At 59.7% G+C, this 13,374-nt stretch carries 18 protein-coding genes; 8 read left to right on the forward strand and 10 right to left on the reverse strand.

Annotated elements, in window-relative coordinates:
* Positions 1-140: 140 nt before the first annotated feature.
* Genes ACM6IP_RS03245 through ACM6IP_RS03265 form a run of 5 tightly spaced genes read left to right on the forward strand, consistent with a single transcriptional unit; the run spans position 141 to position 3,908 of the window.
* The gene (locus ACM6IP_RS03245; protein WP_095169343.1) at positions 141-536 is read left to right on the forward strand and encodes a FagA protein; all 396 of its coding nucleotides are present in this window, start codon (positions 141-143) and stop codon (positions 534-536) included.
* The gene (locus ACM6IP_RS03250) at positions 529-1,905 is read left to right on the forward strand and encodes a class II fumarate hydratase (protein WP_095169344.1); all 1,377 of its coding nucleotides are present in this window, start codon (positions 529-531) and stop codon (positions 1,903-1,905) included. Before ACM6IP_RS03245 ends, ACM6IP_RS03250 begins: the two co-directional genes overlap by 8 nt.
* 27 nt (positions 1,906-1,932) lie before the next feature.
* Positions 1,933-2,370, forward strand: coding sequence for a hypothetical protein (locus ACM6IP_RS03255; RefSeq protein ID WP_095169345.1), 438 nt, complete (start codon positions 1,933-1,935; stop codon positions 2,368-2,370).
* A 1-nt stretch (position 2,371) separates the two neighbouring features.
* Positions 2,372-2,983 (forward strand): superoxide dismutase, encoded by a 612-nt coding sequence (locus ACM6IP_RS03260; RefSeq protein WP_159993772.1) that lies wholly within the window; start codon positions 2,372-2,374, stop codon positions 2,981-2,983.
* A 31-nt stretch (positions 2,984-3,014) separates the two neighbouring features.
* Positions 3,015-3,908, forward strand: a complete 894-nt coding sequence (locus ACM6IP_RS03265; protein ID WP_095169347.1) for a ZIP family metal transporter — start codon at positions 3,015-3,017, stop codon at positions 3,906-3,908.
* Between the two features lie 58 nt (positions 3,909-3,966).
* Here the strand turns inward: ACM6IP_RS03265 and ACM6IP_RS03270 are convergent, their stop codons facing one another.
* From ACM6IP_RS03270 to ACM6IP_RS03315, 10 genes are all read right to left on the reverse strand, one after another.
* Positions 3,967-4,239 (reverse strand): HPr family phosphocarrier protein, encoded by a 273-nt coding sequence (locus tag ACM6IP_RS03270; protein ID WP_095169348.1) that lies wholly within the window; start codon positions 4,237-4,239, stop codon positions 3,967-3,969.
* A 15-nt stretch (positions 4,240-4,254) separates the two neighbouring features.
* The gene (gene rapZ, locus ACM6IP_RS03275; protein ID WP_320333656.1) at positions 4,255-5,112 is read right to left on the reverse strand and encodes an RNase adapter RapZ; all 858 of its coding nucleotides are present in this window, start codon (positions 5,110-5,112) and stop codon (positions 4,255-4,257) included.
* 2 nt (positions 5,113-5,114) lie between these two features.
* Positions 5,115-5,579 carry a PTS IIA-like nitrogen regulatory protein PtsN gene (gene ptsN, locus ACM6IP_RS03280; RefSeq protein ID WP_095169350.1) on the reverse strand — a complete coding sequence of 155 codons (465 nt, stop codon included), beginning with the start codon at positions 5,577-5,579 and terminating at the stop codon, positions 5,115-5,117.
* Between the two features lie 12 nt (positions 5,580-5,591).
* Positions 5,592-5,900: a ribosome hibernation-promoting factor, HPF/YfiA family gene (hpf, locus tag ACM6IP_RS03285; protein WP_003178005.1), complete on the reverse strand. Its 309-nt coding sequence runs from the start codon at positions 5,898-5,900 to the stop codon at positions 5,592-5,594.
* A 108-nt stretch (positions 5,901-6,008) separates the two neighbouring features.
* Positions 6,009-7,502 (reverse strand): RNA polymerase factor sigma-54, encoded by a 1,494-nt coding sequence (locus tag ACM6IP_RS03290; RefSeq protein ID WP_095169351.1) that lies wholly within the window; start codon positions 7,500-7,502, stop codon positions 6,009-6,011.
* A gap of 182 nt (positions 7,503-7,684) precedes the next feature.
* Positions 7,685-8,410 carry an LPS export ABC transporter ATP-binding protein gene (gene lptB, locus ACM6IP_RS03295; protein ID WP_095169352.1) on the reverse strand — a complete coding sequence of 242 codons (726 nt, stop codon included), beginning with the start codon at positions 8,408-8,410 and terminating at the stop codon, positions 7,685-7,687.
* Positions 8,410-8,958 (reverse strand): lipopolysaccharide transport periplasmic protein LptA, encoded by a 549-nt coding sequence (lptA, locus tag ACM6IP_RS03300; protein WP_095169353.1) that lies wholly within the window; start codon positions 8,956-8,958, stop codon positions 8,410-8,412. Before lptA ends, lptB begins: the two co-directional genes overlap by 1 nt.
* Positions 8,945-9,517, reverse strand: a complete 573-nt coding sequence (lptC, locus tag ACM6IP_RS03305; RefSeq protein ID WP_095169354.1) for an LPS export ABC transporter periplasmic protein LptC — start codon at positions 9,515-9,517, stop codon at positions 8,945-8,947. Before lptC ends, lptA begins: the two co-directional genes overlap by 14 nt.
* A 7-nt stretch (positions 9,518-9,524) precedes the next feature.
* On the reverse strand, positions 9,525-10,049 hold the full coding sequence (locus ACM6IP_RS03310; protein ID WP_401129287.1) for a KdsC family phosphatase: 525 nt from the start codon (positions 10,047-10,049) through the stop codon (positions 9,525-9,527).
* Entirely contained in the window at positions 10,049-11,023 is a 975-nt protein-coding gene (locus tag ACM6IP_RS03315) for a KpsF/GutQ family sugar-phosphate isomerase (protein WP_159993780.1), read from the reverse strand. The genes ACM6IP_RS03310 and ACM6IP_RS03315 overlap by 1 nt, the downstream gene beginning before the upstream one ends.
* Before the next feature lie 277 nt (positions 11,024-11,300).
* On the opposite strand from ACM6IP_RS03315, the gene ACM6IP_RS03320 reads away from it, so the two are divergent.
* From ACM6IP_RS03320 to mlaD, 3 genes are read left to right on the forward strand one after another with little or no spacing between them, the layout of a single operon-like run.
* Positions 11,301-12,110 carry an ATP-binding cassette domain-containing protein gene (locus ACM6IP_RS03320; protein WP_095169357.1) on the forward strand — a complete coding sequence of 270 codons (810 nt, stop codon included), beginning with the start codon at positions 11,301-11,303 and terminating at the stop codon, positions 12,108-12,110.
* Positions 12,110-12,907 carry a lipid asymmetry maintenance ABC transporter permease subunit MlaE gene (gene mlaE, locus ACM6IP_RS03325; RefSeq protein WP_095169358.1) on the forward strand — a complete coding sequence of 266 codons (798 nt, stop codon included), beginning with the start codon at positions 12,110-12,112 and terminating at the stop codon, positions 12,905-12,907. The genes ACM6IP_RS03320 and mlaE overlap by 1 nt, the downstream gene beginning before the upstream one ends.
* Positions 12,907-13,374, forward strand: a complete 468-nt coding sequence (gene mlaD, locus ACM6IP_RS03330) for an outer membrane lipid asymmetry maintenance protein MlaD (protein ID WP_027618532.1) — start codon at positions 12,907-12,909, stop codon at positions 13,372-13,374. Before mlaE ends, mlaD begins: the two co-directional genes overlap by 1 nt.

The raw sequence follows: 13,374 nt of genomic DNA on the forward strand, positions 1-13,374 counted from the left end.
GCGCGCCATCCCATCGGATGGCGCGCCTTTTTTTATGGGCCTTGCTCGGGCTCGCACAATGAGTTCAATATTGATGGCGGGGTTGTTTTGGTTCTCATTATCATCTAATAATAAATCTCATTATCGAATGAGCCTGGGTCATGAGTTCTGCCTTGCACGAGCAGCCTTACCTCGAAAGCTGGCGCTGGATGAGTCGTCAGATCCGCTGTGCGCTGGATCCTGACGAACCGCGCCTGATCGAACATTACCTGGCCGAAGGCCGGTATCTGTCCTGTTGTACGGCCACTTCGGCCTGGACCGTCGCTGAAACCTCATTTCGATTGCTTCTGGACACCGCTGCCGATGTCGCCTTGCCCTGGCATTGGCGCAGCCTCTGCCTGGACCAGGCCTGGCGACCGCTGCGCGACCTGGAGCGCCTGTCTTTGTGCAAATGCCGACTCAAGCGCTGGCAAAGCTACACCTGGCAACTGGCGACCTGCGAGTTGCTGCCCTCCATTCCCCTCATTGAACTGGTGCAAGGATTTCCCGATGAGTAATACCCGTATCGAACGTGACAGCATGGGTGAGTTGCAAGTCCCGGTAGACGCCTTGTACGGCGCACAGACCCAGCGTGCCGTGGACAACTTCCCCATCAGTGGCCAGCGCATGCCTGCGCAGTTCATTCGCGCGCTGATCCTCGCCAAGGCGGCGGCAGCCAAGGCCAACGTGGAGCTCCAGCAACTGAGCGAAGCCCAGGGCAAGGCCATTGTCGATGCGGCCCAGGGTCTGCTTGAAGGGGATTTCATGCCGCACTTCCCGGTGGATATTTTCCAGACCGGCTCCGGCACCAGTTCCAACATGAACGCCAACGAAGTGTTGGCCACCCTGGCCAGTCGCCTGTTGGGCGAGCCGATCAATCCCAACGACCACGTCAATTGCGGCCAGAGCAGCAACGACATCATTCCCACCACCATCCACGTCAGCGCCGCGCTGGCGCTGCACGAACAACTGCTGCCGGCGCTCGAGCACCTGGTGCAGGTGATCGAGCGCAAGGCCGAGCAGGTTCACCCGTTCATCAAGACCGGGCGTACCCATCTGATGGACGCCATGCCCGTGCGCATGAGCCAGGTACTCAACGGTTGGGCGCAGCAGCTCAAGGCCAACATCGGCCATTTGCACAACCTGTTGCCGGCCCTGCAATCCCTGGCCCAGGGCGGCACGGCGGTGGGCACCGGGATCAATGCGCACCCGCAGTTCGCGGCACGTTTCAGCCAGCAACTGAGCAGCCTGACCAAGGTGCCATTCACCCCGGGCAAGGATCTGTTTGCCTTGATCGGCTCCCAGGATACCGCCGTGGCGGTGTCCGGGCAGCTCAAGGCGACTGCCGTATCGCTGATGAAGATCGCCAACGACCTGCGTTGGATGAACTCGGGCCCCTTGGCCGGCCTCGGTGAAATCGAGCTCGAAGGGCTGCAGCCTGGCTCATCGATCATGCCGGGCAAAGTCAACCCGGTGATTCCAGAAGCGACCGCGATGGTGGCCGCGCAAGTGATCGGCAATGACAGCGTGATCACCGTCGCCGGGCAGTCGGGCAACTTCGAGCTGAACGTGATGCTGCCGATCATTGCCCAGAATCTGCTGAGCAGCATCGAGTTGCTGGCCAACTCCAGTCGCCTGCTGGCGGACAAGGCCATTGCCAGCTTCAAGGTCAATGAGGCCAAGCTCAAGGAAGCACTGTCGCGCAATCCGATCCTGGTCACTGCGCTCAACCCGATCATTGGTTACCAGAAGGCCGCCGAAATCGCCAAGACCGCCTATCAGCAAGGTCGCCCGGTGATCGACGTGGCCCTCGAATACACCGACCTGTCGCGAAGCCAACTGGAAGAGCTGCTTAATCCGGAAAAGCTCACCGCAGGCGGCGTGTAATCACTGTCACCGCATAGGAGGCTCACCATGGAGCACTGGAAACGCACGATCGAAAGGGCCAACCGCTGCTTCATGCTGGGCGAGTTGGTCGATGCTCGCGAGGCCTACCTGCAGGCCCTGGCACTGGCGCAGGTGCTGTTCGCTCGCTGGGCGGACGCGGACGAGGCGGTCGCCGCCTGTGTGATCTCCCATCACAACCTCGCCGACCTGCATCTGCGCCTGAACCAGCCGGAGGAGAGCGCCGAATACCTGTGCGCCATCCATCAATTGCTGTTGCAGACCCTGCAGGACCCGCGCCAGGCACCGGCCTTGCGCGAGGCGGCACTGCGTCAAAGCAGCAAGACTTATGTCGAGCTGCTCACTTTCATCAGCGAGTACGGCGAGTACCCGCGTACCCACCGTCTGCTGCACATCGATACCGCAGCGCAGCCTAATGCTGCGCGCGCTTTTTATGGAGCTCATTAAAATGGCTTTTACCCTGCCGGCCCTGCCTTACGCCTACGATGCCTTGGAACCGCATATCGATGCGCAGACCATGGAGATCCACTACACCAAGCACCACCAGACTTACATCAACAACCTCAATGCTGCAGTGGAGGGCACCGAGTTTGCCGAGTGGCCAGTGGAGCGCTTGGTGGCCAGTGTCCAGCAATTGCCGGAAAAGCTGCGCGCAGCGGTGATCAACCAGGGTGGCGGGCATGCCAACCATTCGTTGTTCTGGGCGGTCATGGTGCCCAACGGTGGTGGTCTGCCAGCAGGCGAGTTGGCCAAGGCGATCGATGCTCAATTGGGTGGTTTCGACAGCTTCAAGGAGGCCTTCACCAAGGCCGCGTTGAGCCGTTTCGGCAGTGGCTGGGCGTGGTTGAGCGTTACCCCGGAAAAGACCCTGGTGGTGGAAAGCAGTGGCAACCAGGATAGCCCGTTGATGAATGGCAATACGCCAATCCTCGGTCTGGATGTCTGGGAGCACGCCTATTACCTGCGCTACCAGAACCGTCGCCCGGAATACATCAATGCGTTTTACAACGTGATCCATTGGCCGCAAGTTGCGCAGCGCTATCAAGCTGCGCTGGCTTGAGCCTTCACTATAAAAAGACCTAAGGCCACTTATGGGCACTGAAACACTGACGATCAGCAGTGGGCGAATGTTTCGTTATGCGCTGGGTTCGCTCCTGCTGCTGGCAGGTACCACCTTGCTGGTTGCCCATGGCCTGGCGTGGCTCGACCTTGAGCCAAAGTTGATGCGGGCCCTGCAGGGCGGGGCGATCTGCGCGCTGGGCACAGCCCTGGGGGCGGTGCCGGTGCTGGTGATCCGGCGGATGCCAGTGGCGCTCAGCGATACCTTGCTGGGTTTTGGCGCCGGGGTAATGCTGGCGGCGACGGCCTTTTCGCTGATTGTGCCGGGAATCGCCGCTGCTGAAAGTCTGGGGCTGTCATCCTGGGCTGCCAGCGGCCTGATGTGCTGCGGCATCATGCTGGGGGCGTTCGGGCTGTTTGTGGTGGATCGGCAGATGTCCGGTGCGACCCCCGAGATGCTGGTGGGCACCCAGGAGCGCCCGGTCATCCCGCCACGCATCTGGCTGTTCGTGTTCGCCATCATTGCCCACAACATTCCTGAAGGCATGGCAGTGGGGGTTTCGGCCGGTGGTGGCATGGCGGACGCAGATAGCCTGGCCATGGGCATTGCCTTGCAGGATGTGCCGGAAGGGCTGGTAATCGCGCTGGTACTGGCGGGAGCCGGGATGTCGCGGGTCAAGGCCTTCCTGATCGGCGCCGCATCAGGGTTGGTCGAGCCGGTGTTTGCATTGCTGTGTGCCTGGCTGGTAAGCCTGGCCGAGGTGATCCTGCCGTTGGGCCTGGCCCTTGCTGCGGGTGCGATGCTGCTGGTGGTGACTCATGAGGTGATCCCCGAATCGCGCCGCAATGGCCACGAGAAACTTGCCAGTCTCGGCTTGCTGATCGGGTTTTGCCTGATGATGGTGATGGATACGGCGCTGGGGTAGGGGGCTGTGGCGTGTTGTCGCTGTCTCGCTGTAGCAGCTGCTACGGGCTATTACGGCTTTATTCGCCTTCGTCGAAGTAGTTGTTGATCAGTGCTACCAGCGCATCCAGCGCTTCTTGTTCCTGCTCGCCTTCGGTGCTCAGGTGGATGCGGGTGCCTTTGCCTGCGGCCAGCATCATCATAGCCATGATGCTCTTGCCGTCGACCATCGACTCTGGAGTGCGTCCTGCACGGATCTGGCACGGGTACTGGCCTGCAACGCCGACGAACTTGGCTGAAGCGCGGGCGTGCAGGCCCAGTTTGTTGATGATTTCAATTTCCAGAGCAGGCATCGCGGTGTGAATCCTTTAGCTAAGGTCGCGGTGGCGAACCTGGACGTTCTTCAGGGTTTTTTGCAGGACCTGGCCCAGGCGTTCGGTCAGGTAGACGGAGCGGTGATGCCCGCCTGTGCAGCCAATGGCTATGGTCACGTAGGCCCGATTGCTGGCGGCAAAGCGCGGCAACCATTTGAGCAGGTAGCTGGAGATGTCTTCAAACATTTCTTCGACATCCGGCTGAGCGGCCAGGTATTCGGCAACCGGCTGGTCCAGCCCGGATTGCGCGCGCAGTTCCGGTTTCCAGTAGGGGTTGGGCAGGCAGCGTACGTCGAACACCAGGTCTGCATCCACCGGCATGCCGCGCTTGAACCCGAACGACTCGACCAGAAAGGCCGTGCCCGGCTCGGGTTGATTGAGCAGGCGCAACTTGATGGTGTCACGCAGTTGGTAGAGGTTCAGGTTGGTGGTGTTGAGCTTGAGGTCGGCGAGGTCGGAGATCGGCCCCAGCAAGGTGGTCTCGTCCTTGATAGCCTCGGCGAGCGAGCGCTGCGAGTTGCTCAGTGGGTGGCGCCGACGGGTTTCCGAGAAGCGCTTGAGCAGGGTTTCTTCATCGGCGTCGAGGTACAGCACATCACATTGGATATGCCGGTTACGCACTTCTTCGAGCAAATCAGGGAAGCGTGACAGATGGCTCGGCAGGTTGCGCGCATCGATCGATACGGCGACCAGTGGCTGGGCCATGTCGTTGTGAATCAACGCCCGTTCGGCCAATTCAGGGAGCAACCCGGCGGGCAAGTTGTCGATGCAGTAGTAGCCGTTGTCCTCCAGTACATTGAGGGCCGTGCTTTTACCGGAGCCGGAGCGGCCGCTGACGATGATCAAACGCATGATTAATGACCGTTTTGCTCGTCCAGGACAACCTGGTACAGGGCTTCACTGGTGCTGGCGCTGCGCAGGCGATCGCGCACTTCTTTGCGGTCCAGCATGCTGGCGATCTGGCGCAAGAGCTCCAGGTGGGCATCGGTGGCGGCTTGCGGGACCAGCAGAACAAACAGCAGGTCGACCGGAGCGCCATCGATGGCATCGAAATCAATAGGTGCGTCCAGGTGCATCAGGGCGCTGATGGGCGCCTCGCAGCCTTTGAGACGGCAGTGAGGAATGGCGATGCCGTTGCCAAAACCGGTCGAGCCGAGTTTTTCACGGGCGATCAGGCTCTCGAAGACATCTTGCATCTCCAGATCCGGGACTTCCCGGGCGATCAGGTTGGCAATTTGTTCGAGGGCGCGTTTTTTACTGCCGCCCGGCACGTTCACCAAAGAACGGCCGGGGGTCAGGATGCTTTCAAGTCGGATCATGGGATGGGGGTGTTAGCGACCGGTTGCGCCCTGGAGGAGGCTCTGGGTCTTTTCCTTATGCTTTTTAAGTTGACGGTCCAGCTTGTCGGTCAGCAGGTCAATGGCGGCATACATGTCCGTATGCTCGGCATTGGCGACTACTTCTCCGCCGGGGATATGCAGCGTGGCTTCGATTTTCTGCAACAGCTTCTCGACGTTCATCGTGACTTGCACGTTGGTGATCTTGTCGAAATGCCTCTCCAGCCGGTCGAGTTTTTCGCCGATGTAGGTGCGCAGAGGTTCGGTAACTTCCAGTTGGTGTCCACTGATGTTGACTTGCATACAGCTTCTCCTTCGTTGCCAGTGCATAAGGCGGCAGGCCGAGTTGCCTGCCACTAGGGTGTCTGCGAAAGATTTCGAAAACACCCTGGAACGCTGTGGCGTGGCCCGTTACATCAATCGCTTGCGTTCACTCGAAGGCGCGATCCCGAGGGATTCGCGGTACTTGGCGACGGTACGACGGGCTACCTGAATACCTTGTGCCTCCAGTAAACCAGCGATCTTGCTGTCACTCAACGGCTTTTTCTGATTTTCCGCGGCAACCAGTTTTTTGATGATCGCGCGGATCGCCGTGGACGAGCATTCGCCGCCTTCGGAGGTGCTGACGTGGCTTGAGAAAAAGTATTTCAGCTCATAGATACCGCGCGGGGTATGCATGAATTTTTGCGTGGTGACCCGGGAAATCGTCGACTCGTGCATGCCTACCGCTTCGGCAATGTCATGCAGGACCAACGGCTTCATCGCCTCGTCGCCATATTCGAGAAAGCCGCGCTGGTGCTCGACGATCTGGGTGGCCACTTTCATCAGGGTTTCGTTGCGGCTTTGCAGGCTCTTGATGAACCAGCGCGCCTCCTGCAACTGATTGCGCATGAAGGTGTTGTCGGCGCTGGTGTCAGCGCGACGGACGAATCCGGCGTACTGGGGGTTGACCCGCAAGCGCGGTACCGACTCCTGGTTCAGTTCCACCAGCCAGCGCTCGTTGTCCTTGCGCACGATCACATCCGGCACCACGTACTCGGCTTCGCTGGACTCGATCTGCGAGCCAGGTCGCGGGTTGAGGCTCTGGACCAGTTCGATGACCTGGCGCAGTTCGTCTTCCTTGAGCTTCATGCGCCGCATCAGTTGGCTGTAGTCGCGGCTGCCGAGCAGGTCGATGTAATCGCTGACCAGGCGCTTGGCTTCTGCCAGCCAAGGGGTCTTGGCGGCCAGCTGGCGCAATTGCAGCAACAGGCACTCGCCCAGGTTGCGGGCGCCGATGCCGGCGGGTTCGAATTGCTGGATGCGGTGCAGGACGGCTTCGATTTCGTCCAGCTCGATGTCCAGTTCCGGGTCGAATGCCTCGAGAATCTCCTCAAGGGTTTCGTCCAGGTAACCCTGGTTGTTGATGCAGTCGATCAGGGTCACGCCGATCAGGCGATCGGTGTCGGACATCGGGGACAGGTTCAATTGCCAGAGCAAGTGGCTCTGCAGGCTTTCCCCGGCGGAGGTGCGGGTGGTGAAGTCCCACTCGTCGTCATCGTTGCTGGGCAAGCTGCTGGCACTGGTCTGGTAGACGTCTTCCCAGGCGGTGTCGACCGGTAGTTCATTGGGAATGCGCTCGTTCCATTCTCCTTCCTCGAGGTTATCCACCGTGGGGGCGGTTTCCTGGTAGGAGGGTTCCTGGACGTCGGTGTTGGGTTTGTGCTCGATGTTGTCCGCCATCGGGTCGGCGTTATCGAAGTCGTCGCCTTCTTCCTGGCGTTCGAGCATTGGATTTGACTCCAAGGCTTCCTGGATTTCCTGTTGCAGGTCCAGGGTCGACAATTGGAGCAGGCGGATGGCCTGTTGCAGCTGCGGTGTCATCGTCAGCTGCTGGCCCATTCTCAAGACTAGCGATGGTTTCATGGCTGGGGCTTAACACCTTATTCGCCGGCGCACGTGCGCCATCCACTACAGGGCGCCGGAGCGCCAAACTTAAGCAAATTATATGCCTGAAACTGAAGTGTTTGCCTAGAGCGTCATGACAATAAAAATATTAAGGCTTTCATTGACAATCCGCTCTGCCAGCAGACCAGACGCCTCGCAGCTTAAAGGCGGAACTCATGGCCCAGGTACACTTCCTTGACCAGTTCGTTGGCCAGGATGGTTTCAGCGTCACCTTCTGCGATCAGTTGACCATCGTTGACGATGTAGGCGGTTTCGCAGATGTCCAGGGTTTCACGCACGTTGTGGTCCGTGATCAGCACGCCAATGCCCTTGGCCTTGAGGTGATGGATGATCTGCTTGATGTCGCCGACCGAAATCGGGTCCACGCCGGCGAAAGGTTCGTCGAGCAGGATGAATTTCGGCGCGGTGGCGAGGGCGCGGGCAATTTCCACGCGGCGTCGTTCGCCACCGGAAAGGCTCATGCCCAGGTTGTCGCGGATGTGGTTGATGTGGAACTCCTGCAACAGGCTTTCGAGTTCCTTGCGCCGACCGGCCTTGTCGAGTTCCTTGCGGGTTTCGAGAATGGCCATGATGTTGTCGGCAACCGACAGTTTGCGGAAGATCGACGCTTCCTGTGGAAGATAGCCGATACCTGCCCGCGCGCGACCGTGCATGGGCTGGTGGCTGACGTCCAGGTCGTCGATCAGTACGCGACCCTGATCGGCCTGCACCAGGCCTACGATCATGTAGAAGCAGGTGGTCTTGCCGGCACCGTTAGGGCCAAGCAGGCCGACGATCTGGCCGCTGTCGATGGACAGGCTGACGTCACGCACGACCTGACGGCTCTTGTAGCTCTTGGCCAAGTGCTGGGCTTTGAGAGTTGCCATTACTGGGCCTTTTGCTCGTCAGTTTTCTTTTTCGGCTGGATGACCATGTCGATCCGCGGACGTTGCTCAGTGACCTTGCTGCCCGTGGCGCGACCGGCGCTGGCGAGCTTTTTGTTGGTGTCGTAGACGATTTTCTCGCCCTGGGTAATGTTGCCGTCCTTGTCGACGACTTTGGCCCGATCGATCAGCACGACGCGGTCTTGCGAGGCGTGGTACTGGATGGTCACCCCGTAGCCCTGCACGGGCTTGGAGTCGCCCGCAGTCTGCATCTGCTCGAAGTAGGCCAGGTTGCCGACCGAGGTCACGACGTCGATATCACCAGCCGCGGTGCGGGTGATGGTCACGGTGTTGCCGGTGACTTTCATCGAGCCCTGGGTGATGATCACGTCGCCCTTGTAGGTGGCGATACCGTTCTTGTCGTCCAGTTGGGCGTCGTCGGCCTGGATGCGGATAGGTTGATCTCTATCGGTCGGCAGGGCCCAGGCGCTCACGCTTCCCAGTGCTGCGCCCAGACTGAGCAAAATAGGGAGGGTTTTAACGAGCCTCATACTGTCCTCTTACGTTCGATAGCAGGTGTATCCTGCTGTCTTTCAAATACGCCTTCATTCCGGTACCAGTCGATACACCGCCAGCGCCGTCGATTCTAACGGCTTGCTGGGTCTGCGCATATTGTTGCTTGGGGAATACCGTCATGCGTGTGGTGGTGATGACCATTGGGCGATTCTTGGCATCGGTGCGTGCAATGCGCACCGAGTCGATCAGCTCGACCTCGGTGCCGTCAGGATTGACCTCGCCACGTTCGCTCTGCACGTGCCAGGGGAATTCGCTGCCGCGATACATCTGCAGGTCCGGTTTGGTCAGCAAGGTCACTTCGCTGGCCTTGACGTGCTCGACCTTGTCGGACGTCATGTCGTACTGCAACTTGCCATCTGGCAGGAACTGCACGCTGTGGGCGTTGATGGCGTAGTAGTCGATCTCGCTCTCGTTGACTGCGGCTACCGGCTTGTCGAGAAAGCGCTCGGGGCTGATGTTCCAGTAGCCGACAGCCGCAAACAGCGCGGCGATGGCTGCGAAGAACACGATGTTGCGAAACTTTTTACTCAGCATAAATGACTCACAGGTACGCGGCGTTGGCGTCTTGCAGATTGCCTTGGGCGCGTAATATCAATTCACAGAATTCTCGAGCAGCACCTTCACCACCACGGGCCTCGGTGATGCCGTGGGCGTGTTCGCGGACAAAACTCGCGGCGTTGGCAACGGCCATGCCCAGGCCGACCCGCACAATCACCGGCAGGTCGGGCAGATCGTCGCCCAGATAGGCGACCTGTTCATAGCTTAGGCCCAGTTGCGCGAGAAGCTCGTCGAGCACCGCAAGTTTGTCCTCGCGGCCTTGATAAAGGTGGGTAATCCCCAGGTTTTTGGCGCGATGCTGGACTGCCGGGCTAGTTCGACCACTGATAATGGCCATTGTCACACCGCTGGCTCGCAACATTTTCATGCCCTGGCCGTCGAGGGTGCTGAAACTCTTGAACTCGCTGCCATCCTCGAGGAAATGCAGGCGTCCGTCCGTGAGTACGCCGTCGACGTCGAAGACCGCCAGCTTGACGGGCCTGGCGCGTTCGAGCAGGTCGTCAGCCATTACATCACCCCTGCGCGCAACAAGTCGTGCATGTTCAGGGCACCTACCGGGCGGTCGTTGTCGTCGACCACCACCAGGGCGTTGATCTTGTTGTCTTCCATGATCTTCAGGGCTTGTGCGGCGAGCATGTCGGCCCGGGCGGTCTTGCCGTGAAGGGTCATCACGTGCTCGATTTTGGCCTGCTGGAAGTCGATCGCGCGGTCCAGGGAGCGGCGCAGGTCGCCGTCGGTGAAAATCCCGGCCAGGGTGCCATCGGCTTCCAGGACCACGGTCATGCCCAGGCCCTTGCGGGTCATTTCCAGCAAGGCGTCCTTGAGCGGCGTGCCGCGCGCCACCTGCGGCAAGTCGGCACCGATGTGCATGACGTCTTCGACCTTCAGCAGCAGGCGGCGACCCAGCGCGCCACCCGGGTGGGAAAAGGCGAAGTCTTCGGCGGTAAAGCCCCGGGCTTCCAGCAGGGCCACTGCCAGGGCGTCGCCCATCACCAGCGCGGCGGTGGTCGATGAGGTGGGTGCCAGGTTCAGCGGGCAGGCTTCATGCTCGACATGCACATTGAGATTGACATCGGCGGCCTTGGCCAGCGCTGAGTCAGGATTGCCGGTCAGGCTGATCAACTGGATCCCCATGCGCTTGATCAGCGGCAGCAGGGTGATGATTTCGTGGGTCGAGCCGGAATTGGACAGGGCCAGGATGATGTCATCGCGGGTAATCATGCCCATGTCGCCGTGGCTGGCTTCGGCGGGGTGCACGAAAAAGGCCGTGGTGCCGGTGCTGGCCAGGGTCGCGGCAATCTTGTTGCCGATGTGCCCGGACTTGCCCATGCCGACTACCACCACTCGGCCTTTGCTGGACAGAATCAACTCGCAAGCGCGTACGAAGTCTGCGTCGATATGGGCCAGCAAGCCTTTGACGGCTTCCAGCTCGAGGCGGATCGTACGTTGTGCCGATTTGATCGGGTCGCTGGACTGGCTCATGTCTGAAGTCGAATAGCCTGGGAAAAGGTGGCGATTATAACGGTAATGATCAATTCCCTCACGTTAGTTCGTCACGCTTTGTGCGGGCTGCGTCACGGGAACCCTGCGATTAACCGGCTTTAACCTTAATTGAAGCTGAATGCGGCGGTCTTCGGCCTTGGGCGCCGTGGCTGGGCAGTGATATAGTTCGTCGCCTGTCCGGCCTGCCAAGGATGATATGTGCTCTCGTCGGAGGGTGCGGCGTCCGAGTGAGAGGCTTGCATCGCAAGGAGTTTAGATGAGTGCCGATAACGCCTACGCGGTCGAGCTTAAGGGAGTGTCCTTCAAGCGCGGCGCGCGCAGCATTTTCAACAATGTCGATATTCGCATACCACGCGGTAAGGTCACCGGCATCATGGGGCCTTCCGGTTGCGGGAAAACCACGCTGCTACGCCTGATGGGCGCGCAGTTGCGTCCTTCCAGTGGCGAAGTATGGGTCAACGGCCAGAATTTGCCCAAGCTGTCGCGCAGCGATCTGTTCGATGCGCGCAAGCATATGGGCGTGCTGTTCCAGAGCGGAGCGCTGTTCACCGACCTCGATGTATTCGAGAACGTCGCGTTTCCGCTGCGCGTGCATACCCAGCTGCCCGAAGAAATGATCCGCGACATCGTCCTGATGAAACTGCAGGCGGTGGGCTTGCGCGGGGCTACCGAGTTGATGCCTGACGAACTGTCCGGCGGCATGAAGCGTCGTGTCGCGCTGGCCCGGGCGATTGCCCTGGACCCGGGCATCCTCATGTACGACGAGCCCTTCGTCGGCCAGGACCCCATCGCCATGGGGGTGCTGGTACGCCTGATCCGCCTGCTCAACGATGCTCTGGGGATCACCAGCATCGTGGTTTCCCATGACCTGGCCGAAACCGCGAGCATCGCTGATTACCTGTATGTGGTCGGTGATGGCCAGGTATTGGGGCAGGGCACGCCCGCCGAACTGATGGATTCCGATAATCCGCGGATCCGCCAATTCATGAAAGGTGATCCGGACGGGCCGGTACCCTTCCATTTTCCCGCGACGGATTACCGCGCAGATCTTCTGGGGAAGCGCTGATGCGCAAGACTTCACTGATAGAGAGAGTGCGTCGATTCGGCCAGGCCGCCATCGACAGCGTCGCGGTGCTTGGCCGTTCGTCATTGTTCCTGTTTCACGCCTTGCTCGGGCGCGGCAGCGTCGGCGGCGGGTTCAGCCTGCTGATCAAGCAGCTGCACTCGGTTGGCGTGATGTCCCTGGTGATCATTGTGGTCTCGGGGATCTTCATCGGCATGGTGCTGGCGCTGCAAGGCTTCAACATCCTCTCCAGCTACGGTTCGGAGCAGGCGGTTGGGCAGATGGTGGCGCTGACCCTGTTGCGCGAGCTGGGGCCGGTGGTGACTGCGCTGCTGTTTGCCGGGCGCGCCGGTTCGGCGCTGACCGCGGAAATCGGCAACATGAAGTCCACCGAGCAGTTGTCCAGCCTGGAAATGATTGGCGTCGACCCGCTCAAGTACATCATTGCCCCAAGACTATGGGCCGGCTTCATTTCCCTGCCGCTGCTGGCGATGATTTTCAGCGTGGTCGGTATCTGGGGTGGTTCCTGGGTGGCTGTCGACTGGCTGGGCGTGTATGAAGGCTCTTACTGGTCGAACATGCAAAACAGCGTGACGTTCAATGGCGACGTGCTCAATGGTGTCATTAAAAGCATGGTCTTTGCCTTTGTCGTGACCTGGATCGCCGTATTCCAAGGCTATGACTGTGAGCCCACTTCAGAGGGGATCAGTCGTGCCACCACCAAGACCGTGGTGTATGCCTCATTGGCCATTCTCGGCCTGGACTTTATTCTGACCGCCTTGATGTTTGGAGATTTCTGATGCAAAACCGCACCCTGGAAATCGGTGTCGGCCTTTTCTTGCTGGCTGGCATCCTGGCTTTACTGTTGCTTGCCCTGCGGGTCAGTGGACTGTCCCCGGTGTCGAGCACCGACAGCTATAAACTTTATGCGTATTTCGACAATATCGCCGGTTTGACTGTCAGATCGAAAGTGACCATGGCCGGTGTGACCATCGGCAAGGTCACGGCAATCGATCTGGATCGCGACAGTTTCACCGGACGTGTGACGCTGCAGCTGGAAAAACGGGTAGATAACCTGCCGTCCGACTCCACTGCATCTATCCTCACCGCTGGCCTGTTGGGCGAGAAATACATCGGTATCAGCGTGGGCGGCGAAGAATCCTTGCTCAAGGATGGCGGGACCATCCATGACACGCAGTCCTCGCTGGTGCTCGAAGACCTGATCGGTAAATTCCTGCTCAATACTGTTAGTAAAGAAGCTAAATGA

Source organism: Pseudomonas sp. IT-P176, from assembly GCF_949767245.1.
Classification (GTDB): Bacteria; Pseudomonadota; Gammaproteobacteria; order Pseudomonadales; family Pseudomonadaceae; genus Aquipseudomonas.